Annotated in this window: 17 protein-coding genes and 1 pseudogene; 1 reads left to right on the plus strand and 17 read right to left on the minus strand. The window is 59.1% G+C overall.

The genetic code is table 11. From position 1 onward, the window contains the following. Positions 1-4: 4 nt before the first annotated feature. From AC3IUA_RS19285 to AC3IUA_RS19295, 3 genes are read right to left on the minus strand one after another with little or no spacing between them, the layout of a single operon-like run. Positions 5-697 carry a cytochrome c oxidase subunit 3 gene (locus AC3IUA_RS19285; protein WP_489356347.1) on the minus strand — a complete coding sequence of 231 codons (693 nt, stop codon included), beginning with the start codon at positions 695-697 and terminating at the stop codon, positions 5-7. Further along, entirely contained in the window at positions 694-2469 is a 1776-nt protein-coding gene (gene ctaD, locus AC3IUA_RS19290; RefSeq protein WP_489356349.1) for a cytochrome c oxidase subunit I, read from the minus strand. The genes AC3IUA_RS19285 and ctaD overlap by 4 nt, the downstream gene beginning before the upstream one ends. 43 nt (positions 2470-2512) lie before the next feature. Next, positions 2513-3973: a c-type cytochrome gene (locus AC3IUA_RS19295; RefSeq protein ID WP_489356351.1), complete on the minus strand. Its 1461-nt coding sequence runs from the start codon at positions 3971-3973 to the stop codon at positions 2513-2515. Between the two features lie 380 nt (positions 3974-4353). Between AC3IUA_RS19295 and AC3IUA_RS19300 the strand changes: the two are divergent. After that, positions 4354-4494, plus strand: a pseudogene (locus AC3IUA_RS19300) (IS5/IS1182 family transposase); the annotation flags it as partial. Positions 4495-4515: 21 nt separating this feature from the next. Here AC3IUA_RS19300 and amrS read toward each other — a convergent pair. From amrS to AC3IUA_RS19370, 14 genes are all read right to left on the minus strand, one after another. Continuing rightward, complete coding sequence (gene amrS, locus AC3IUA_RS19305; protein WP_489356353.1) at positions 4516-5604, minus strand: AmmeMemoRadiSam system radical SAM enzyme; 1089 nt, start codon at positions 5602-5604, stop codon at positions 4516-4518. Between the two features lie 135 nt (positions 5605-5739). Continuing rightward, entirely contained in the window at positions 5740-6648 is a 909-nt protein-coding gene (locus tag AC3IUA_RS19310; protein WP_489356355.1) for a serine hydrolase domain-containing protein, read from the minus strand. A gap of 100 nt (positions 6649-6748) precedes the next feature. Further along, positions 6749-10114: an ImcF-related family protein gene (locus AC3IUA_RS19315; RefSeq protein WP_489356357.1), complete on the minus strand. Its 3366-nt coding sequence runs from the start codon at positions 10112-10114 to the stop codon at positions 6749-6751. Further along, positions 10111-11274 carry a hypothetical protein gene (locus AC3IUA_RS19320; protein WP_489356359.1) on the minus strand — a complete coding sequence of 388 codons (1164 nt, stop codon included), beginning with the start codon at positions 11272-11274 and terminating at the stop codon, positions 10111-10113. The genes AC3IUA_RS19315 and AC3IUA_RS19320 overlap by 4 nt, the downstream gene beginning before the upstream one ends. Positions 11275-11277: 3 nt before the next feature. Continuing rightward, entirely contained in the window at positions 11278-11544 is a 267-nt protein-coding gene (locus tag AC3IUA_RS19325; RefSeq protein ID WP_489356361.1) for a PAAR domain-containing protein, read from the minus strand. 114 nt (positions 11545-11658) lie between these two features. Further along, positions 11659-12432: a hypothetical protein gene (locus AC3IUA_RS19330; protein ID WP_489356363.1), complete on the minus strand. Its 774-nt coding sequence runs from the start codon at positions 12430-12432 to the stop codon at positions 11659-11661. A 28-nt stretch (positions 12433-12460) separates the two neighbouring features. Continuing rightward, on the minus strand, positions 12461-14500 hold the full coding sequence (locus AC3IUA_RS19335; protein ID WP_489356365.1) for a lipase family protein: 2040 nt from the start codon (positions 14498-14500) through the stop codon (positions 12461-12463). A 100-nt stretch (positions 14501-14600) separates the two neighbouring features. Beyond that, positions 14601-14981 (minus strand): hypothetical protein, encoded by a 381-nt coding sequence (locus AC3IUA_RS19340; protein WP_489356367.1) that lies wholly within the window; start codon positions 14979-14981, stop codon positions 14601-14603. 100 nt (positions 14982-15081) lie between these two features. Further along, complete coding sequence (locus tag AC3IUA_RS19345; RefSeq protein WP_489356369.1) at positions 15082-15855, minus strand: hypothetical protein; 774 nt, start codon at positions 15853-15855, stop codon at positions 15082-15084. Positions 15856-15860: 5 nt separating this feature from the next. Further along, positions 15861-18593, minus strand: a complete 2733-nt coding sequence (locus AC3IUA_RS19350; RefSeq protein ID WP_489356371.1) for a type VI secretion system Vgr family protein — start codon at positions 18591-18593, stop codon at positions 15861-15863. A gap of 341 nt (positions 18594-18934) precedes the next feature. After that, positions 18935-19702 (minus strand): ABC transporter ATP-binding protein, encoded by a 768-nt coding sequence (locus AC3IUA_RS19355; RefSeq protein WP_489356373.1) that lies wholly within the window; start codon positions 19700-19702, stop codon positions 18935-18937. A gap of 21 nt (positions 19703-19723) precedes the next feature. Continuing rightward, the gene (locus AC3IUA_RS19360; RefSeq protein ID WP_489356375.1) at positions 19724-20437 is read right to left on the minus strand and encodes an ABC transporter permease; all 714 of its coding nucleotides are present in this window, start codon (positions 20435-20437) and stop codon (positions 19724-19726) included. Next, positions 20434-21123 (minus strand): ABC transporter permease, encoded by a 690-nt coding sequence (locus AC3IUA_RS19365; protein ID WP_489356377.1) that lies wholly within the window; start codon positions 21121-21123, stop codon positions 20434-20436. The genes AC3IUA_RS19360 and AC3IUA_RS19365 overlap by 4 nt, the downstream gene beginning before the upstream one ends. A 92-nt stretch (positions 21124-21215) precedes the next feature. Further along, complete coding sequence (locus AC3IUA_RS19370; RefSeq protein WP_489362408.1) at positions 21216-21995, minus strand: ABC transporter substrate-binding protein; 780 nt, start codon at positions 21993-21995, stop codon at positions 21216-21218. Positions 21996-22048: the final 53 nt, after the last annotated feature.

Consider the following 22048-nt stretch of genomic DNA (forward strand, 5'->3'; position numbering starts at 1 on the left):
TTTTTCACCTCAGGCCGCAGAATCTGGCGATGGCTTCATAGGTTTGCGGCGTGCTGGTCAGCAGAGCGAACAGCACGAACCAAAGACCCAACAAGTAATGCCAATAGATGGCACACAGCTCTACGCTGGCGCTGAGTTGCGGCAACGGCACGCGATGCAGGAATTTAGCGACGGTTCTGCTCCAGGCTATCAGCCCGCCCAGCAGATGGAGCCCGTGCAGGCCGGTCAAGAGGTAGAAGAAACTGTTGGCCGGATTGCTGGCGACAAAGTAGCCCCAGGCGACAAACTGCTGCCAGACCCAGAATTGTCCCGCCAGAAAGGCAATTGCAAATACGCCCCCCAATGCAAAGCCAATGACAGTTGCGTCCAGTCGAGCCTGTCGGGCGGCCATACGCGACCATTGCAGTGCGATGCAACTGAATACCAGAAAAGCCGAATTCAGCCATAGCTGCCATGGATTGGCTAACGGCGCCAAAGGCTCTGTCAGGGGTAGCCAGTCGGCCATTTGTGAGCGGGCGATAAAGGCGATCAGGAAGAGAAAGAATAACGAGCTCACCACGGCCAGAAACAAGCGCAGGCCGATTTTTGCCGTTTGGCGTCTATCGGCACCCTCGGCGGCCTGAATACCTTCAGGATCGCGATTCCAACTGCCGCCGGGGTCAGCGCCGTCAGCGTTTCTCAATAGCAGCCTGTTCATGTTTTAACGTCCGCTATCTTGGTACCCGCACTGAGTTGCCGCAGATGCTCCAGCTCCTCGGCGGAGACCGTTTGCGGAACGAAATCCTGTTCTATCCCCGGCACACTGTAGTCATAGGCCCAGCGATGCACGACCGGCAACTCCGCTCCCCAGTTACCGTGTATCGGCGGGGTGTTCGGCGTTTGCCATTCCAGACTGGCCGCGCCCCAGGGATTACTGCCTGCGGGCTTTCCTTTAAATACACTCCACGCCAGGTTGAACAGGAACAGCAGTTGGGAAACGCCGACTATCAATGCGACCACCGTAATGAAGGCGTTCAAATCTTGCGCCGACTGCGGGATGAACGCGTAGTTTTCAAAATCGTAATAGCGGCGTGGCATGCCCTGGAAACCCAGGTAATGCATGGGGAAGAAGATGGCGTAGGTGCCCAGAAAGGTAATCCAGAAATGCAGCTTGCCCAGGGTGTCGTTCGTCATGCGCCCGGTTACTTTCGGGAACCAGTGATAAATGCCGCCGAACACCACCAGTACCGGTGCGACACCCATGACCATATGAAAATGGGCGACGACGAAATAGGTGTCCGAGAGCGGAATATCCACGATCACATTGCCGAGAAACAACCCGGTCAGACCGCCGACCAGGAAGGTGACGATAAAGGCCAGGGCAAACAGCATCGGCACGGTCAGATGGATGTCGCCCCGCCACAGGGTCAGCACCCAGTTGTAGACTTTCAGTGCGGTCGGCACCGCGATGATCAAGGTAGTGATGGCGAAGAAAAAGCCAAAGTACGGGTTCATTCCGCTGACATACATATGGTGCGCCCAGACCACAAAACTGAGTACGCCAATCGCAATAATGGCCCACACCATCATTCGGTAGCCGAAGATATTTTTACGCGCATGCGTGCTGATCAAATCAGAGACCAGACCAAACGCAGGGAGAGCAACGATGTAGACTTCCGGGTGGCCGAAGAACCAGAACAGATGCTGGAACAATATCGGGCTGCCACCTTGGTGATCGATCTGCTGCCCCAGCGAGATCATCGCCGGCATAAAGAAGCTGGTGCCCAACAGTTTGTCAAACAGCATCATGATCGCACTGACAAACAACGCCGGGAAGGCCAGCAAGGCCATGATCGAAGCCATGAAGATTCCCCATACGGAGAGCGGCATGCGAAACAATGTCATGCCGTGCGTGCGCGCCTGCAACACCGTGGTTACGTAGTTCAACCCGCCCATGGTGGTGGCGACAATAAAAATCGCCAGTGAGACGAGCATCAGTACGATGCCCCACTCGGTCCCCGGTGTCCCCTGAGTAATGGCCTGTGGCGGATAGAGCGTCCAACCCGCACCGGTGGTGCCGCCAGGGACAAAAAAACTGGAGAGCAACACCAGTACCGCCAGCAGGTAGAACCAGTAACTCAGCATGTTGACATAGGGGAAGACCATGTCGCGGGCGCCCACCATCAGCGGGATCAGATAGTTGCCGAAGCCACCCAGAAACAAGGCCGTCAGCAAATAAATGACCATGATCATGCCGTGCATGGTCATCGCCTGATAGTAAGTACTGGCGTCCATGAACTCCAAACTACCGGGGAAGCCTATCTGCATGCGCATCAAGCCGGACAACACCACGGCTATAAGACCCACGAATAGAGCCGTCAAGGAATATTGAACGGCTATGACCTTGTGGTCCTGACTCCAGATATATTTGGTCAGGAAACTTTTGGGCTCGTGCAGTACTTCTGTTTCGGCATGCTCCGCATAGGCCATCACGTCATCCTCCTGCTGAAGTTTCGGTGTATTTCAGGCTCCTTTACGGCGACTTCCCTGGCTCCGCCTTGCTCGCGTCAGCGTCGGCATTCGCTTTGGATTTGATAAATGCGATCAGTGCGTTCAACTCCTTATCGCTCGGAGCAAAGGCCGGCATGACGGCTGCATAACCCTTGACGATTTTGGCACCGGGATTAAGAACCGAATCTTTTAAATAACCCTCATCGACCTTTATCGTCGTACCGTCGGCAAGGGTTTGTGTCTCGCCATACAGGCCCTGCCAGCTGGGGCCGACACCCTTGCTGCCATCGACACTGTGGCAGGCCAGACAACCGAGCGACTCGGCCAGCCGCTGTCCCTGCGCCGCCAAGTCGTCACTTGGGCCCGACGCTTCGTCTTGCGGCGCTGCACTCAGTGATTTGATCAGGGCGACCAGAGCACCCAGTTCATCTTCAGAGAGAGTATAGGCCACCATCACCGGCGGGTAACCCTGTACCAGTCGGGCCTTCGGATCGAGGATCGACTCTTTCAGGTAGGCCTCATCGACCAGCACACTGGTGCCATCGGCAAGCTGTTCAGTGCGGCCGTACAACCCCTTCCATCCCGGGCCGAGACTGGCGCTGCCATCCTGGCTATGGCAGGCACTGCAGCCAAGGTTTTCAGCCAACAGGCGGCCTTTTTCCAGCACGCTGTCCCGACTGGGCTTGGCAGCTGTCGTTAATGTCTGCGCAAAAGTCGGTTGGCTGTTCAGCCATTGAGCGAAAGCGCCCTGCTCTTCCACGATCATATGGCCGCGCATGTTGTAATGACCTACGCCACAATATTCAGCGCAAAGGATTTCATATTTCCCGGTTTTAGTCGGGGTAAACCAAAAGTGCGACACCATCCCTGGCACCATGTCCATCTTGCTGCGAATTTGCGGTACATAGAAATTGTGCAGCACATCTTTAGAACGCAGTAAAACTTTCACCGGCTGATCGAGCGGAAGGCGAATTTCATTGTTTTTTATCAGCACATCGTCCTGCCCGGCAGGATCCTTGGGATCAAGGCCGAGGGGATTGGCGAAATCAACAAACTTGATATCCGATTTGCCCAGCTTCCCGTCCTGGCCGGCAAAACGAAAGGCCCACTGCCACTGCTGGGCGACCACTTCAAGTTCATAAGCATTTTTCGGCACCCGGACGAAATCATTGTAAACAACCAGTCCTGGCGCCAACATCGCGGCAATACCTACCGAGGTAACGATAATTAACCACAATTCCAGTTTTTTACTTTCTGGCTGGTAGTGCGCCCTGGCACCCTCCTTGTGACGATAACGAATCACGGCGACCGCCATGAATACCGTGATGGCGATGAAAAATATCCCGCTAATGATCAGGGTGATGAACAGGGTGGTGTCTATTGAGCCCCAGTTGGAAGCTGCCGGTGTCGCATGCCAAGGCGCCAGGATGTGGAACAGCACTGATGCAACAACGATTAGAATCAAGATAATTGCTATTGCCATTTTCTCTTCATCCTATTCCTGTTGCTCATTGGCTATCCAAAAGCATCGCCACTAAACAGCATCGTCAAATCAATATCAATCTGACGCCCAAACAGGGAGACCAATACCACCCACCCTGGCGACAAAGTCAGCAAGAAGTATAGTGCATGGACGGAACAAGCGCTTTTTCTGAAAAACCTGATGCCCGGATATTCCAATTCCAACATTAAGTTACTCGTTTAAAAGCTATTCGCTACATATAACGGTAGATATTCAGCATCACGTCTCCCGGGACTAAATGGGTGTAGCGACTTGTTTCCGATCAGTCAAAACAATTAGCGAAACTCTGAAAAACACTGTCCAACTCTGATGAAAGACGTCCCCTCACACGAGCTTTTCCGATTAAGCAGATGACTGTCGCCGACGCCAAGTATGCCGGTAAGCCTAAGCAGACCCGCAGAGAACTGTTGCTGATCGAGATGGATCGGGTAGTGCCGTGGAAAGGCTTGATCGCCCTGCGACCGGCGCACTCGTTGCTTGCTGCTGAGGGGATGCCCCCCTGCTCAGAGGTCAGGGTTCAGCCGCAGCGGGATTCTGCGCTGGCCGAACGCGCCGGCATAGTGGTCGAAGCGCCCGGCAATGGAGGCGTTGCACTGCGGACAGCGACCGCCTGCCGTCACCTGGTAGTGCAGGATTCGGTGCCAGTCACGCACGATCAATGGTTCGCCGCAACCCGGACAAGAAGTCGTGCCGCCCTCGGCATCATGCACATTGCCCGTGTAGGCATAGCGTAGCCCGTGTGCACAGGCTATCTGTCGGGCGCGGGTGAGCGTCGCCGCCGGAGTCGGCGGTGTGTCGAGCATCTTGAAATCGGGATGGAAGGCAGTGAAGTGGATGGGCACGTCCGGGCCCAGCTCCTTGAACACCCAGGCGCACAGTGCCTCGATTTCACCCATCGAATCGTTGTAGCCCGGAATCAGCAAGGTGGTAATTTCCGTCCAGACGTCGGTTTCATGATGCAGATAGACCAGGGTATCCAGCACTGGCTGCAGATGCGCGCCGGTGAGCTTGAAATAGAAGTCGTCGGTAAAAGCCTTCAGGTCGACATTCGCCGCGTCCATCACCGCGAAGAATTCGCGGCGGGGCTCGTCGTGCACATAGCCCGAGGTCACTGCCACCGTCTTGATGCCGAGTGTATGGCAAGCGTTTGCCGTATCGATGGCGTATTCGGCAAAGATCACCGGATCGTTGTAGGTGAAGGCCACGCTGCTACAGCCCGACCTTTGCGCAGCCAGGGCTATCTGCTGCGGGCTGGCCTGATCCATCAGACGATCCATGTCCCGCGATTTGCTGATATCCCAGTTCTGGCAAAACTTGCAGGCGAGATTGCAGCCCGCCGTGCCGAAGGAAAACACCGCCGAGCCGGGGAGGAAGTGGTTGAGCGGTTTCTTCTCGATAGGGTCGATGCAAAAGCCGGAGGAGCGGCCGTAGGTGGTCAGCACCATCTGCCCGCCTTCGCGCATGCGCACGAAGCAGGCGCCGCGCTGTCCGTCCCGCAGCTTGCAGTCACGAGGGCACAGGTCGCACTGAATTCGGCCATCGGGCAGGTTGTGCCACCAGCGGCCCGGGTAATGTCCAGGCAGGTCATTCATAGCCAGGCTCCTACCGCTTGCTGACTGTGTCGCACGCCGGAGGGATATCCGCATGCCAGAAATCGCCGGGCGCGGTTCAGCAGTGTGCACTCCCCACGGGTGGTAGGAAGTTGCTGCTGGAATGGTATTTCACAACTATGTCATCGATACCGGGCCGGAACAATAATCGCAAAGGGCTACCGAAAGGTGGCTCAGGGTTTGCGCTTCTACATTGCCCTGATCGTCGCTTTCGCTGAACACAGCACAGCTTGCAGTGTTGTCACCGTGAACGCAGCGGTAGATCGCTACTGTACTGCCCGGCCCACTTCCGGTGTGTCCGCACAGCGTCAAGCCGCCGTTCACTGCGCCCATCATCAAGCCAAGGCCATAGCCGGGTGCAGTCCAGGGCCGACCGGGAATCGGCCCCCCGAGGACCCGTGTGCTTTGCATTTCCTGAAGCAACGCATGCGGGAATAGTTGTCCGCTCAATAGCCGATCCAGCAACAAGGCCGCTTCCGAGAGCGGACCGACCAACAAGCCGTGATAGACCCACCCGGGGTCATAACCGGGCGCCACTCCCAGGCATGCATCCTGCAGATCATGGCGTGACGTTACCAGGCGAACATGCGACAAGCCGAGAGGCGCCAGGACACGTTGATTTAACGCCTCCCGAAGCGAAAGGCCGGTCAAACGTTCAATAAGTCGCGCAACGAACAGGTAGCCGACGTTGGAATATCGCCATTGGGTTCCGGGCGGATAACGCAACCTGGAGGCATCGAGGCGCTGCAACATTTCATCAACCGACCAGGGCGTTTCACCACAGGTAACGGCTGCATGGTATTCCGCCAACTCGCCGTAGTCCGCCAGCCCAGACTGATGTCGCAGTAATTGACGCAAAGTGAACGGCCCTTCCGGGACTTCGTCGTCAAGTTCCACCAAACCGTCACGCACCAATGACAAGGATGCAGCAGCCAACACAGTCTTGGTAAAGCTCCACCAAGGAACCACTACTTCAGGCTGCTTGGGCTTTAGCAGATCAGCGTTTGTTACAAGGGAAAAAAGCATTGGCTGTCCTTAATAGGGGTAAACCGAGTGCCGAGGCCTGCCTTCGATCAATCTGAATCGGTAGATTCTCTACTGTGCCTTCGGCAAAGTCTCTTCAGGCTCATTCGAGGCTCCCATTCTGCGCATAGGGCTCGGCTACCAAACCACCCTCGCCGAGGAAAATCTGCGACGGCAGCTTGAAGCCCCGCAACTTGAGCAGGGCCATCGGCCCCGCGCCCAGTTCGGTGCGCAGGTGCCAGGTCAGGCCCAGGCCATCGGCGGCCTTGAGCACCAGGCGGTAGCGGCTGTCGCCGTCGTCCAACGGAGTGATCCGCGCTTGCTCCAGCAGCCGGATCAGCCCCCAGGTGCCCTGGTAGTCGCCGAACAGGCGCTCGCCGGTGTGCACGCTGGTCCAGCTCAGGCTCGCGCCCGGATGGTCGCTGCGGCCCGGCCAGTTGAAGCGCTGCCAGCTTTCCTTCTGGTTGAAGTAATGATGTTTTTCGCCGTTGAGGATGAAGCTGGTTTGCACCACGTCGCGCACCGCTTTGCCCCGCAGTTCGAAACCCAGGCCCAGGCCGCCGTCGGTGTAGAGCACGTCGGCCAGGTGGCTGAGCTGGTTGATCGCCGTCAAAAATTGCGGGTTGAAACGCAAGCCCTGGCTGTGCCGAGGATCGGCCACCCAGCGGCTGCCTTCCTTGCGCAATACCCCACCCAGTTGGCGTTGCAGAAACTGCTCGATGCGCCCGGAGTCGGCGCGGATCATCTGCCCCAGCATCGGCAGCGAGGCGTCGCTGGCGGTGGCGGCAAACGGGTAGCGGCCGGCGAAGGCGCTGTGCCAGTCGCCAACGATCGCGCGCTGCCACTGGCGGTTGAGGCCCGCCGCCGAGGGTTGCAAAACCCGTTGCCAGGCCTGCTCCAGCGGCTGCACGAACAGCGTCTGACCGACCCCGCTCCACTCCGCGCCGAGGCTGGCGGCGAGCAGGCTGCCATAGGACTGGGTGTCGGTCAGGTCGATGCTGTTACCCTGGAACACCGTCTGCGCCAGGGCCTGGGTCATGGCCTGCGGATCAGGCGCGTGGCTGACTTGCTGGAGTTTCAGGCGCACCCGCGTCACCCGGGTGAGAAACGCCTGCAGGCTCAGGCTGTCGTTGCCGCCCAGGCCCTCGGGGTCCTGCTTGCCCAGCAGGGCCAGCAACGGGCCGAAGGTGGCGTCCAACGGGCTGCCCGGTCGCTGCAGCTGCTGGTCGATCACCGGCACCTGGTCCCGGGCGATCAGCTGTTGCGCGGACTGAATCAACGAGTCAGCCAGGGCCTGGCTGCGAGTGCCGGCCTGGCCCTGGTAGGCCAGGGTGTTCATCAGCGCGATCAGCGGCGACTGGCGCACATCGCTCATCAGGGTCAGCTGATCGATCACCTCGCTCAGGCTACCGACCTGCTGCCAGCGCAGGCGGTTGAGGAAATCCAGCCAGGCGCTGCCGTAGTCCTGGAAGTAGCGCTCGGTGAGGCGTTGCCGGAGCACCTCCGGGCTCAGCTCGGCGGCAAGGTCGGCGGGCTGGTCGCTGAGCACCCAGTCGATCTCCTCGCGGCGCGCCTGGGCGATGGCGTCGATGGCCTGGCGCACCTGGCCCTCCCAGGCTTGGCGGGTGAACACCCCCGGGACACTGGCGCCGCTGGCGAACAGCGCCTGGCCCTCGGTGTCGCCGACCATCTGCGCCAGGCTCAACGTCGGGGAGTGATTGGCCGCCGCGTCGAGGACCTGCTGGTACAGGCTGGCTTCGGCGTTGCGCTGGCCCAACTGGCCGAGCAGGACCTGCCGAGCCTGGGCCACCAATGTCGGGTCGGCCTCGATGCGCCAGGCCGGGTGCGCCGGCAGCTGCTCGGCATAGAACTGCCAGAGGGTCGGCGCCAGGCTTTGCCAGAGCCCCGGCGACACTCCGGCGCGCGTCGGCTCGGCATCGTTCAGGACCTTGACCAGGAAGCTCGCGTCGGCTTTTTCCGGGCGCGCCAGCATCAGGTAGGCCTTGAGCTGGTCGTAGGCCAGCCGGGCCCGTTGGGCGCGCTCGGGACTGTCCGCCGGCAGCTTGACCAGGGCGCCGAGCTGCTGCTGCAGGTTGGCCGCGGCCGGGTCCCGCAGCAGCCGCTGGTTGGCCTCGACATACCGCGGCCACAGGGCCTCGAGCAGGACGGGGTTCTGGTTCAGGCCGAAGCGCTGGTACCAGGGCACGCCGTGTTCGGCACGGTAATCCAGGCGCCCCAGTTCGCGCACCAGCTCGTTCAGCGCCAGCAGGTGTTCGTCGCCGGTTCCCGACTGCTCCAGGGCGACCAGCGAACTCTGCACCTGGGCGATCTGCGCGCGGTGAGTGGCGAACGACAACAGCAGCCCGGCGCCCCAGACCAGCGCCAGGCCCAGCAACAGGGCATAGCCGATGCGCGGGGCGCTCCAGCCCAGGCGGCGAGCGCTGGCAGTCGGGTCGTCGAGCACGCCATGCCAGACCGGGTCCGCCAGCCAATCGTGTTTCAGCAGGGCTTGCGCTCGCGTCAGCGGCAGGCTGAACCACAACCCGCGCAACGGCACGCCATGGGCGCCCAACAACGGTCCGAGCGCCTGGCGCCAACGGGTGATGCCCTCGGCCTGCAGATCGCGGGACAGCCGCAGCAGGAAGTCATGGCCCATCGCGTCGTTCATCTGCGCCAGGCCCTGCCGGCGCAAGGGCTCCAGCAAGCGCTCCAGACAGCTGTCCAGCTGCGCCGCGGTGAAGCGTGAGGGCAACCGACACCCCACTGGCTGAGTCGTGCGTTTGGGCTGCGACCATCCACTGTCGCAGACCTGCCACAGGTGCAAGGGCAATTGCCAGCCCAGCTCACGGGCCCGGTCTCGCAGGCGGCGCACGCCGGTGCCCATCGCCGCGACGTCGGCGCTCTGCTCCTTGTTCAACGCCCAGACCACCCCGTCCAGCCCGCGCCAACGGCACAGCCGGCGCCATTGGCCGAGGTCCGCCTGATCGGCTTCGCCCTGCAGGCTGCCGCCCCATAGCAGCAGCGTGTCCTGCCCTTCCAGCCACGGCTGCTGCTCGGTCAGGCCCGGGGCGATGGCTTTGATCTGCGCAGGTTCACCGACCACCAGCAGCAGGCGGACTTTGCGGCGCCAGAACAGGCCGTAGCGATCGTGGAGGTGGTCGTGCAGCTCCGAGAGCCGGAAAACCGGCCGCTGAGGCAGTGCTAAACGTGCGTCCGCCTCGGGATAGACCCTATCCGCCTGCCCCTGCTCGCGGTGGTTTTGGCGTTTGAGATGCATCAACAGGCGTGGTGCCAGAACCCCCACCACAGCGATGATAACGGCCAGTAAAAAGGCAAACAGCTTGTGGTGGTTCTCCACCAACCCAACCCATTCACCATACCCCCAAATCGCCCATGCCAATGCCACCACCAGCGCGATGATCCACACCGCCGCGCCGACGCGGCGCCATACATTGTTCCAGGTCTTCATGCCCACTCTCCTGTGGTGACGGTACTGATCCAATGCCGCGACTCTTCTCGGGTCAGCACCACCAGGGGCCGCCGCTGATGTCGAGCCATTTCCACCCCAAGTGCCGCCACCAGCCAGCTACTGAACGGTCCCGGTCGTCCGCACAGGAACTCCTGAACCCACTGCTGCTCCACCCTCAGCGAAGCACCATGAGTAGCGCCGACGCCTATGATCTTGCTGGTCAGCGGCTGCCAGTCAGCGCCGTCGGCCAACAGACCCGTCGCCTGGCGAGCGCTCGTTTGGGTTTGCAGGAACAGCGGCAGTTCGCTCTTCAGTTGGTTGATGTCCAACGGCATCGGGCGTAACACCCCCCCCTGCACCGGTAACTCCCACGCGAGCGCCAGGCTGTCCGGACACAGCAGCAATGCTGCCAGCCCGTCGGAATACGCCGCCTCGCCGTGTACCTGCAGCACCAGGATCAACTCAAAGGCTGCACTGGCCGTCTTCAGTTTTTCGTCGATCCACTGGTACGACAATTCGGCGGCCAGGGTCACCGTCGCTGGCGGCGGTCGGCGTGTTGCGGTGGCCCAGTTCTGCTGCCAGGCATCGCGCAATGCTTCGTATTGACTGGGCTCGACATCGCTCAATAGGGTGACCCGCAGTTCCTGCCCCGCAGGCAAGGCCTGCAGGGCCGGCCCCAATGCCGGGAACAACAACTGCAGCCCGGCCTGCGCACGCGCTTCCTTCTGCGCTGGCAAAGCCGCAATGCGCCGTGCCAGCCCGGTACGGGGTGGCAGGTTGCGTGGGCCTTGAGTCAGCAGGCTGGCGCACACCTGATCCGGCAGCAGCACGCAACTGGCATGCACCGCCAGATAGCGCTGCGCCCAGTCCTGCCAGGACTGCTGTGCACCTTGCGCCTCCTCCTCGAGGAACTGGTGATGGCTCAGAGCGCCACCGTAGCCATAGGCGCGGGCACCGAACGCCAGTACCCAGATCAGCAACGGCGAACCGGACAATGCCCAGACATTCAGCGCCTGCAATTGCGGCACACGCTCGGAGGCATACAGCAAGAACAGCAGCACGCAGGCCAGCACCGCTCCGCTGGCCGCCAATAGCCAACGCCCCAGCACGAGGGGCGCTGGAGCTTCCACCACATCCGGTGGCTGACGATCCCAGCCCATGGTTCAACCCACCACGCAATCGGGAGCTCTGGAAATCACCTGGCAACCGCATTCGCAGTGGCAGCCATTGACTACCAGTGCCCGGCCTTCCTCGGACCAGTCCGCGCAGCCCTCGACAATCGGGTTAACCCCGTGCCCCGGAATCGGGCAACTGACCTCATCACCCACCAACGCCACCGGCTTGCCATGAACGATCATCGTGGACGAGGCCGATATCACTTCTCCATCGTGGGTGGTCTTATCACCCAACAAAACAAATCCCTGGGACATTCGAGGTAATTCCAATAGTTAAAGGCTGGGCCAATGACTGGCCGTAAGTGTCTGCTAGAAAAAATCAGCGACGATGTGCGAGAACAGGGTGACGTGGCGAGTTAGCGCGTTGCATTACTTGTTCTCCGCAGCCAGGCGAATGGCCTGCAATTTGCGGAAATCCGGCTTGGCGCGGCCATCGGCCACGACGCTGCCATCGGGATAAGTGAAATTTATATAACTGCCTATTTTATGTACCTTTGTTCCCTTCGAACTAACCACGAAGTCGGAATGCAGAACAGGTTCGAAATACACCTGGCGTGCCTGCAATGCCTGATAACTTAGATAGATGTCACCCTCCCCCGCGAGGCTAATACGTTTACTGTATCCACCTAAAAAGTTCTCTTTTAGCCAGGGGTAGTAATCCTTCTTGATCGTCAAATCCCCATCAACTTTTATCGGCAGCCCAGAACTTCTCATAGGGCGATTGTTGTCAAACTTCACCACTACGCCGCCTCCCGCACCAGAAATCACGTTCTCGCCAAAGTGAGCCGGATCACCATAGGTGACACCAAACATCACATTGCTCAAACGCCACTGGCACGCACCGCCGCCATCCATCGGTAGCTTGACCTCGTAGAGGTCGCTCTGCGCCTGACGCACTGGCTGTATATCGGTACGCTGGTACCCATCGCGCTTATAGGCTTTGCCACTGGCGGTATGATCGGTGAAGGTGCAAAGGGTCGAGCGATACATCACTTGCATGGTTTCCGCTTCGAGCTCCTGGGGCACTTTCACCGTCACGGTGATCTGTTCGCTGTCCGCAGGTGGTGCCAAGCTGTAATCCTGGCCGCAACCGCTGAGACTAAAGCTCAGGGCGAAAAGAGCGACGGGAATCCTGTGGGGCATGGTCTTGTCCTTTGCCGTGTTAACGGGCTTAACCGTAGGTTTTTTCGTAATAGGCCTGCGGGTCGGCTATAGCATCGAAGCGCTGTAAGGCCTCGACACCGCCCTCGGTCTCCTGCGTTACATGCAAGGCCTGGTCGATCAGCTTCTGCAGCTCGAGGAAGACGGTATTACGGGTGAATTCATCCGCCGGAATACTTCCGTAATGGTCCTTCATCTGCTGTTCGAACTTGCGCCGCAGCACCTGCCGTTCCAGCAATGGATCGCGCGCAGGATCGATCGACTCCAGCAACTGATTGTGGATATAGGGTTGGTACTCCGACATGAAGTGATCGCCAATACTCAGCATCCTGCCCACCTCGGGGTTGCCGTTATGCGGAAAGAATCTGGCCCGGCTCTCCGCGTTCAGCGAGGCGTTCAATCGCTTCTGGGCTTGCTCGGTCTGCTCGTTATCTTCCTTGCCCAGGCTGGGTATTAGGTACAATTTGGCCTGTTCCGGCAGGCGGCGGACGATGGTGCTGCGGTAGGGCACGCCATTTGGATTGCGATAGGCAGAATACGGCGTGATTTGTTGCTCCGTGTGCTGCTCGGCCTTGAAGAACATGGCAATTTCGCCGTGATGGCTGAAGGGATCGCCGTGTTTGAACATCGCGTTGGCCAATGCTTGGCGTGCCGACCAGCTAAAACCCATCAGCGTGCCCATCGGGCCATACAGGTCGTACAGGTAGTTGTCCAAGGCGGCCTCGGGCGGGACACGGGGGATGACATCGGTGTCGTTGACATGACGGAAGTGCCACAACTCGCTTAAGGACTGCACGGCCTTGAGGGTGAAAGTGCGTGGCATGCCATAGGTGTACAGCAATGGGTTCCGGTCTTTCAGCAATGCCGCATGAACCAGCCCCAATGCACCACCCAGGCTGTGGCCGCAGATGAACAACCTCTTACCTTCAATGGCTTCAGGAATCGTCTCGCCCAGCTCCCTGGCATAGATCCTTCTGGCCACCTCGAACGCATCGCGAAAGCCCAGGTGCACACTGCCTTCCGGGGTCAGGTCGGCGCAGGGCACCTTGGGTTCGCAACTGGCCTGCACTTCAGGTTTGATTGGGCGAAAGGTCAGGTCCGTCACCAAGTCGGTGAAAGGGAAAGTCATCTCGGTGCCCCGCCAGGAGACCAACACCTGGGATGCATTGATGGCGTAGAACAGTTGGGTATTGCCTTCCGGCGGCTGAGCTTGAGTTGTGTCCAATGATTTGACAGCTGTGTAGCGTTCGCTGAAAGGAACGTCGCTGACCAGGCAAGGCCAAGCTTGGCCTCCGTCCCATACCCGTGGTGTACGCGACAGATCCAGACATTGCTGCAGAAAAAACTCCTCAGCCGAACCAAGCTCCGTTTCGGGCAGCGTGCTGTAAGCCAGGATGCTCATCAGCCCCAGGTTGTAAGCGTTTGCCAGGCTGTACTCGGGCTGGTGGTGCAAAACCATTGACCAGCCGCGAAACGGGCAGACCTCCAGCACATGACGGCGATCCAACTGGTCGTCGCCGACGGTAAAACCGCTGAATGTCCGATCAGGAAAATGAAAAACCGGGAGCTGACTCGGGTCTGCCAAGGGCGGATCGAAGTTCGGTTGTTGATTGCACAATTGACCGATGCGGAGGTAGTGGTAGACATGACCCGCCGCGAGGGCCTGCTGCTCGATCGGCGAGCAGCCCGAGCGCTGCGGACCGTGCAATGGGGTGCGGTCGCCCACGCCCGGCCGGAGCGGTTCGGGCCGTTCGGCACGCAGGCGACGGGTTTGCAATTGCTCGGCCAAAGGATCGGCCTCCATCAGCAACGTGATGGGCAGCGAGTGCAGGCCGTCAATGCGGATTACGCCTTGGGCATCGCTCTGGCCAGAACATTCAGGAGCGCAGGCGGCGCGGGTGGCGTCGTTCATAGCCCGGTAAGGCAGGTTCGCCAAGGGATCGCCCTGCTCGTCCAGCAACTGAAACTCGATCCAGTGCTGTTTCTGTTTACCCGCGCAGACTGTCTGGCGTGGGTTGAGGGTATCCGTACGATGCAGGGTGTCGTTCATATCTGTCCTTAAATATCAGCAATTACTGTGCAATTTAAACGCCGCAAATGATACTTATCGATTACGATCCAATTAGCGTTACTCCATCTCACAAAACCCACTACTTGAAAACCGCAAACACAACTAAAACCACCCACAGCCCTACAAACCCACCTGTCGTAAGCCCGGAAGACCACTTCATGCGCCTTCTTATTGATTTTGGTAAACAAGCAAATTCTTCAGGATCAAGCATCCCATTTCGAATATACCTACTCGACCAAGCAATAGTTCCCGACAATCTGCAAGCGAGAGAAAGACGCGTAGCGAACGTCCATTTACCCGGCGGCATCCTTCCATAGTACGTGATGGCGTAACTGTCCTTGACAATATTCAGCACCACATCTAGATCACGATAAGCAATATAACAATTTATACCCACACCAATAAGACTGACCAACAGCAGTGCAAACACCAAAAACAGCTTAATTATCAAGAAACTCATTACCCCCCCTAATATATCCTTGCAAACCACCGCATCACCTTTGAAACTTGCTCCCATCCATCTCCGCCCCAACTAAAACCCCAAACATTCTTTCGACCCTCTACCCAACCTGCCATTTAGTAAACTCTTCTATTTCATCGTCCATTGACTCCATAAATCCCAATGCAATCCATCCACCCGTAAATCCACCAGCGAGCATAAGTGCAATCGTGCACACCGGCGCTCCCGGCCCACACACTGTTGACACAGCAGCACTAGCTGCAACAGTCCCTGCAAAGCCGCCTCCTATCGTGACTCCCTGCTTGATCGCCTCTTTTGCTTTATTCTCAGCACTAACGATGTCGTATGCGGCATAAGCGATAGTGACGACTATGAGTACCTTGCCAGCCACCTTTAATGTTTTATTGAGTACATTGTATTTAGCATGCGGCCTCGCCGATGACTCAATAATCTCATAATGAATGGCATTTTTTTGCTGAGCGTTCAGCTCGCCAAACTTCTTACCAAACTTTTCAACCGACTTTTCATTTATCAATTTTTCCAGGCCGGGAGAAACCATCTTCTTTTTTTCCGCAACAGCCAGTCCATGCACTGATGTCTTCGCCCTGACCTCAGCCATAATCTTGTTTCGCGTTTCGTAGCAGAACTCCGCTGCTTCTTTTACCGAAATATTGCCAGACTTCACCTGTGCCAGGATTTCAGCCTTAACCCTCTTGACATTGCGATTGTAGTTATCACGCTGTTTAGCATCGATTATAAAATCCGAAGAAAACTTAAGCGCAGCCCCCTCAAAACTTTCAAGGGCTTTCTCCAAAACGTCATCGTCAATGGGATGGATTTTTTCAGCCAAGTAGTACCGATAGAAAGAATCCATAATATTTACTCCGCAAGTTTCCTTAGCAATTGTTCAACACCACTGAGTCCATCCTCCTGCTTATCCAGGTTTTCCACCTCGAATTTGACGCAAGATCTCCCTGCAAAAGAATAAAAATTCGCCTTGTTTTCACTATCGAATTCGCCTTTTAGAACTGTTCCATCATCCATGGTGGCAGTGCACCGTATGCCTTGGTAGTTCAGTTCAGGCGGAGCAGAAAAACTGATCCACTTTTCGGACTCTGGAAACTCGATCTTCAAATCCCCCGGCACCAGGGTATGCACACTCATGGTTTGGCCATCCTTGTCGGTCACCCCGTTGAACACCTCACCCTGTTGAGTGGTGATCCGGTAGCGGGTGAACGGCATCGGCGCCTGGGCCTCATCCTTCAGGGTGTAGCCGGCGGAGTATCCTGCCGGTAGTGCTGTTGCCGGAGTATTCAAGCTGGCACTGTCGAGTTTTTGCACATGGGCGGCCTTGAGGTAGATGTTGCCGGAGGCCCCCAGCTCGATCTCGCCATCCTTCAAGCGGATGTAGGCGCCGCCGCACTTGAGCACGAGTTCTTCCGGGGCGCTGATCTCCACGCGCCCTTCCACGCTTTCAATCTTGATGTCGGTCTTCGCCAAGGCATGAAGGATGCCGTTTTGGGCATGCAACTCGACCTTGCCTTGGGCGGCCTTGAGTTGCAGGCCGGCGCTTTGGGCGAACAGGCTGACGGCGCCCTCGGCAGTGGCGGTGATATTGCGTCCGGCGCTGATATCAGTGTTGTGCGCGGCCATGATGGCCACGCTTTCGCCGCCGGAGGCCAGGCAGACGGCTTCCGGGCTGACCACGCCGATGCCCGCTGGGGCATGCAGCAGTACGCCTGGTTGCGCCAAACCCTTGAGTGCCTGGTTCAGACGGAGCTGGCTCTCGGTATCGCTGGGCGTCGCTTGCGCGCTACGGGCCGCCTGGGCCAGGGAGCGGGCCAGCGACAGCGCGCCTTCCAGTTGCTCAATGGCCGCGCTCATGTCGAGTTGCTCGCCCTGGGCTTTGCTCTGTTCCTCGGCACTGATGAACAGACCCTTGCCGCCGCGAATCGCCCCCCAGCCATCGGTGCGCAGTTCGAAGCCTTCGCCACGTTTCTTTTTCTCGGCATCCACCACGTGCCCCAAATTCAACTGGCTCTTGCCGCCGTACTCGGTGCTGAGCTTGACGTGCTCCTGGCCCCGAGTGTCCTCCATCCGCAGTTTGTTGTTGGCCGGAGTGCGCAGCACGTTGCGCTTGTAGTTTTGCAGGGTGACGTGATCCGGGTGGCGGTTGTCGTGCAGGGCGTGGGCGATGTAGGGGCGGTCCGGATCACCTTGTTCGAAGGCCACTGCCACTTCGGTGCCGGCGATCAGCGGCAGGTGCAGGCCGTGTGTGTCGCCGGCGTAGGGCCGGGCCAGGCGCAGCCAGGCGCTTTCGCGGCCGATCGGCCACTGGTCGCGGTCGAACAGGAAGTTCACTTTGTAGCGGCCGTGCAGGTCGATATGGCCGTAGGGGTCGTTTTTCCGCGAGCTGGTGACGCGGGCCGGCACGGTGCCGGCGATTTGCGGTTTGGCCGGCAGTGGCGGGCGGAAGCAGACGTTTTCCGCGTAGGGCAGCGCCTCGAAGCTGGCTTCGAAGCTGGCATCGCGGGCGGCGTGGGTGCTCAGCCGGGTGATCACCGCCCCGGGGGCAAAGGCCTGTGGCGCGCCGCCTGAGATTTTCAGCACCTGGCCGGGGGCCAGGCTGGCGCTGCTGCTGGTGCCGCTGAGTCGGGTCTGGGCATTGAGGTAGCGCTCATGGCGCAGGCGCGCGTAGAAGTAGCCGCTTTCGCTTTGCAGGTCTTCGTCGAGGGCCAGGGGATCGCCGAGCACGGTGTAGGGTTCGGCGTAGTGGTAGGCCTCGCCGTAGGTGGTTTTCGCGCGCCGGCTCTGGTCGATGTCGCCGTCGAGCCAGGCAGTGGCGTCAAGGGCGTGGTAGGCGCGGATGTTGACGTGCTGCTCCACCACCTGGTGCTCGGTCTGCAGCTGCCACACGCCGTCCTGTCCGCTGCTGCTCAGCCCCGCTGGCGGGCGGTACGGCAGCTGGACGTCGAACTGATAGGCGCGCTGGTCGTCGTGGAACTCGACGACGTCGATGCGCAGGCGCTCGTCGCTGGTGAAGCGGTACCAGATGCCGACCTCGGCCAGCAGCCGGTCGATGAAGGCCAGGTCGCTTTCGCCGTACTGCATCACCTGTTCGCGCTTGGGGTATTCGCGGTGCAGGTCGAAGAAGAAATCCTGCCCGCGAAAGTCGTGGCGGCTGCGCAGGATGTGGTCGACGATCTCCGGCACCGACTGGTGCTGGTAAAGGCGGAACTGTTGGCCGCGGTCGAGCAGCGCCAGACGCGGCTGCAGGGTGACTTCGTAGCGGGCTTCGTCGTTGGAACCGGACAGGCGCTTGAAGCCGCTGATCACCCCGTGCAGCGTGCGCAGCGGCTTGACCTCGGGTACAGGCAGGCCGAGGTAAGGCAGCTTTTGCGGCGCGGCCTGCAGGCTGAAACTGGCGTCCTGGTTGAGCAGCTGGTCGGCGGCCAGGTCGTGCTGAGTGCAGGTGAACTCCACGCGGTAGCTGAACGGCTGGCTCAGGCACTCTTCGCCGTGGAAGGCCAGGACCTCGAGCCGTGCCTCGACATTGCGGACCCGGAGGGTGTGCCGGCTGTGGTCGAAGAAGGTGCGTAGTTCGTTGAGCATGTTCAGGCCCGTGGGTGGGTGAATTAGTCACTGTGTCGCACCTTCAGCGACCACTCCACCCCCTGAGGCATCATCAGGAAAGCGCCTATGACTTTTGCCGAATTAACCTACAATCGGTTGCTCGCCAAAGGGGACGCCTCACTATTTTCGCGGGATCGCAGAACGCCAGGACACCGACGAACACGCCTGCGCCAATCCGGCAATAGCTCTGTCGAATGAACTCTCGACCCGACCGAAAGTCGCTGACTCATTCGACAGGCCACCTTCATCGCGAGTAAGGAAGCTCCACAAAATCAAGCTCAAAAGATCGCAGCCTGCGGCAGCTCCTACCGGACAGGCAGTCACTTGAGACTGCCCGCCAAAAACTGCTTCAAGCGCTCACTCCTGGGGGTATCAAGCACATTGCTCGGTGATCCCTGCTCTTCAACCCGCCCCTGATGCAAAAAGATCACGTGGTTGGAGACATGCCTGGCGAAGGCCATTTCGTGGGTCACCACCACCATGGTCCGGCCCTCCTCGGCCAGTTGCTGCATCACTTTGAGCACCTCGCCGACCAGCTCGGGGTCCAGCGCAGAGGTCGGTTCATCGAACAGCATCACCTGGGGCTCCATGGCCAGCGCTCGTGCAATCGCCACGCGTTGCTGTTGTCCGCCGGACAGATGCACGGGGTATTGGCCGGCAACCTTGTCAGTCAAGCCGACCTTGGACAGATAGTGACGAGCGCGCTCCAGTGCTTCGCTGCGGCTGATGCCCAACACGTTCATCGGGCACTCGATGATGTTTTCCAGCACCGTCATGTGGCTCCACAGATTGAAGTGCTGAAATACCATCGCCAGTTTGCTGCGCATTGCCTGCAGCTGTTTCGGATCGGCGACACACAACTCACCCCTGGAATTCTTGCGGGTGCGCAGCTCTTCGGCATTGACCACAATGCGCCCGGCAGACGGCTGTTCGAGGTGGTTGATACAGCGCAAAAAGGTACTTTTACCGGAACCGGATGAACCAATGATGCTGATCACATCGCCGGCCCTGGCTTTGAGCGACACACCCTTGAGCACTTCGTGGCTGCCATAATTCTTGTAAATATCTTCGACGATCAATGGGTACATCCGGGCAACTCCAGTCAGGGATCAATGCGTACGGGGCTTGAGGTAAGCCAGCCAATGCTGTTCGCCGCGACGGAACAGCCAGATGAAAAAGAACGCGCTGCACGCGTAGAGCACCCCGGCAATCCCGAAGGCGCTGAACGAGGCATAGGTCGCCGAGTTGACGTCGCGAGCGATTTTCAGCAGGTCGGGAACCGTGGCGGTAAAGGCCACTGAAGTGGAATGCAGCATCAGAATCACTTCATTGCTGAAAAACGGCAGCGCCCGGCGTAACGCAGAGGGCAGCAGAATCCGCCGATAAAGGGTGAACCGGCTCATGCCATAGGCTTTCGCGGCCTCGACTTCGCCGTGGGGAGTGGCTCTCAGGCTACCGGCGAAGATTTCTGTCATGTAGGCACAGGTGTTGAGCCCGAACGCGAGCACGGTGCAGTTGAAGCCATCGCGAAAAAACGCGTTGAGGAAGTCCTGTGTGCGGATCACGTGCAAGCTGTACACGCCCGTGTAGAAGAACAGCAGTTGAATGTACAAAGGCGTGCCGCGGAACACGTAGGTGTAGAACCACACGGGCGTACGGATCAGCGGGTTGCGGCTGACCCGGGCCACGGACAAGGGGACCGCCAGTAAAAAGCCGATCAGCACCGACAGGATCAGCAGCCACAAGGTCATGGCCAGCCCGGACAGATGCGGCCCGTCGCTCCAGAGATAAGCCTGCCAGTAAGTTTCAAGGATGCCGGTCATAGCGCAGCCTTCCTGACACCGATCGAATAGCGGCGCTCCAGCCACATCAGGACCAGGTTGGAGACGCTGGTAATGGCGAGATAGATCAGGCCGCCAACCAGGGTGAAATAGAAGAACTGCATCGAGCCTTTGCCGGCATCCTGGGTCGCTTTCACCACATCGGTCAGGCCGATAATCGAGACCAGGGCGGTCGACTTGATCAGCACTTGCCAATTGTTGCCAATGCCCGGCAGCGCATGCCTGAGCATTTGCGCAAACATGACCTTGCGGAAGGTTTGCCCACGGGTCATGCCGTAGGCCAGCGCCGCTTCGATCTGCCCCGCCGGGACTGCCTGGAAGGCGCCGCGAAAGGTCTCGGTAAAGTACGCGCCGTAGATGAAGGCCAGGGTCACTACACCGGCCAGGAACGGATCAATATCGACCTGGGCAATGTTCAGCCCATCGGTAATCCGGTTCAGCAGCATCTGCAGGCTGAAGAACAACAGCAGCATGATCACCAGGTCCGGCACGCTGCGAATCAATGTGGTGTAGCCGGTGGCCAGTGTGCGCAGCAAACGGCTGGAGGATAACTTGGAACTGGCGCCGAGCAGCCCTATGAGTAGCGCGATCGACAATGACCACAAGGCCAGTTTGATCGTCGCCAGAGTGCCGAGCAGAATCTGCGGGCCAAAGCCTTCCAGGAGCATTTCACTCTCCTTGTTCTTATTAGGTTGAGGTGAAGGGCAATACGCGAGCAGCGCCGTTCAAGCCGCTGCTCTGCATGAGTGGTCGCGCAGGGTTACTGAGCGCCGTAGATGTCGAAGTCGAAGTACTTCTTGTTGATCCGCGCGTAGGTGCCGTTGGCGAGAATGGTTGCCAGGGCCTTGTTCAGGTCTTCGCGAAGCTCGACATCGCTCTTGCGCAAACCGATGCCGTCTCCGACACCGAAGAACTTCGGATCATCCAGGGTCGCTCCGGCAAACTCGAAGTCCTTGCCCACCGGCTTGTTCAAGAAGCCATAGCTGGCCTGGATTGAACCTTGCAGGGAAGCGTCGAGCCGCCCCACCACCAGGTCGGCGTACACCTGATCCTGGTTCTGATAAGACAGAATCTCGACCCCTTGGGAGCCCCAGACAGCTTTGGCATAAGCCTCTTGTGTCGAGCCCTGCTCGACGCCGACGCGTTTGCCCTTGAGCGATTCGACGGTCGGCAACAGTGTCGAGCCGCGCTTGACCACCAGACGTGCCGGGGCGTTGGAAATCTTGTCGGTAAACGCAATCTGCTCCAGGCGTTTGGGGGTAATGGTCATCGACGATGCAACGGCGTCGAACTTGCGCGCCAGCAGCGCCGGGATCATTGCGTCCCAGCTGCTTTCTACCCAAACGCAGCGGGCCTTGAGTTCTTCGCAGAGCGCTTCGGCGATGTCGATACCGAAGCCGGTCAACTGACCGTCCTGGTTTTTGTACTCCAGCGGTGGATAGGACGGATCGACGCCCAGCCGCACAACTTTGCCAGTCCAATCGGCCGCCCCGGCCATGCCGGAGACCGTGAAAAACACCAGTGAAACCGCAGCGATCATCTTATTCATTATTTATTCCTCGTCAGGCTCGCCGAGCCAATTGCCAAGCGCTT

Source organism: Pseudomonas sp. KH_050 (assembly GCF_057838875.1).

Bases quoted from the DNA above. Each gene is read 5' to 3' on its own strand.
- AC3IUA_RS19330 (WP_489356363.1), bottom strand. From the start codon at position 12,432: ATGCCCCACAGGATTCCCGTCGCTCTTTTCGCCCTGAGCTTTAGTCTC.
- AC3IUA_RS19350 (WP_489356371.1), bottom strand. From the start codon at position 18,593: ATGCTCAACGAACTACGCACCTTCTTCGACCACAGCCGGCACACCCTC.
- AC3IUA_RS19325 (WP_489356361.1), bottom strand. From the start codon at position 11,544: ATGTCCCAGGGATTTGTTTTGTTGGGTGATAAGACCACCCACGATGGA.
- amrS (WP_489356353.1), bottom strand. From the start codon at position 5,604: ATGAATGACCTGCCTGGACATTACCCGGGCCGCTGGTGGCACAACCTG.
- AC3IUA_RS19320 (WP_489356359.1), bottom strand. From the start codon at position 11,274: ATGGGCTGGGATCGTCAGCCACCGGATGTGGTGGAAGCTCCAGCGCCC.
- AC3IUA_RS19370 (WP_489362408.1), bottom strand. From the start codon at position 21,995: ATGATCGCTGCGGTTTCACTGGTGTTTTTCACGGTCTCCGGCATGGCC.
- ctaD (WP_489356349.1), bottom strand. From the start codon at position 2,469: ATGGCCTATGCGGAGCATGCCGAAACAGAAGTACTGCACGAGCCCAAA.
- AC3IUA_RS19360 (WP_489356375.1), bottom strand. From the start codon at position 20,437: ATGACCGGCATCCTTGAAACTTACTGGCAGGCTTATCTCTGGAGCGAC.
- AC3IUA_RS19345 (WP_489356369.1), bottom strand. From the start codon at position 15,855: ATGGATTCTTTCTATCGGTACTACTTGGCTGAAAAAATCCATCCCATT.
- AC3IUA_RS19335 (WP_489356365.1), bottom strand. From the start codon at position 14,500: ATGAACGACACCCTGCATCGTACGGATACCCTCAACCCACGCCAGACA.
- AC3IUA_RS19315 (WP_489356357.1), bottom strand. From the start codon at position 10,114: ATGAAGACCTGGAACAATGTATGGCGCCGCGTCGGCGCGGCGGTGTGG.
- AC3IUA_RS19295 (WP_489356351.1), bottom strand. From the start codon at position 3,973: ATGGCAATAGCAATTATCTTGATTCTAATCGTTGTTGCATCAGTGCTG.
- AC3IUA_RS19310 (WP_489356355.1), bottom strand. From the start codon at position 6,648: ATGCTTTTTTCCCTTGTAACAAACGCTGATCTGCTAAAGCCCAAGCAG.
- AC3IUA_RS19365 (WP_489356377.1), bottom strand. From the start codon at position 21,123: ATGCTCCTGGAAGGCTTTGGCCCGCAGATTCTGCTCGGCACTCTGGCG.
- AC3IUA_RS19355 (WP_489356373.1), bottom strand. From the start codon at position 19,702: ATGTACCCATTGATCGTCGAAGATATTTACAAGAATTATGGCAGCCAC.
- AC3IUA_RS19340 (WP_489356367.1), bottom strand. From the start codon at position 14,981: ATGAGTTTCTTGATAATTAAGCTGTTTTTGGTGTTTGCACTGCTGTTG.
- AC3IUA_RS19285 (WP_489356347.1), bottom strand. From the start codon at position 697: ATGAACAGGCTGCTATTGAGAAACGCTGACGGCGCTGACCCCGGCGGC.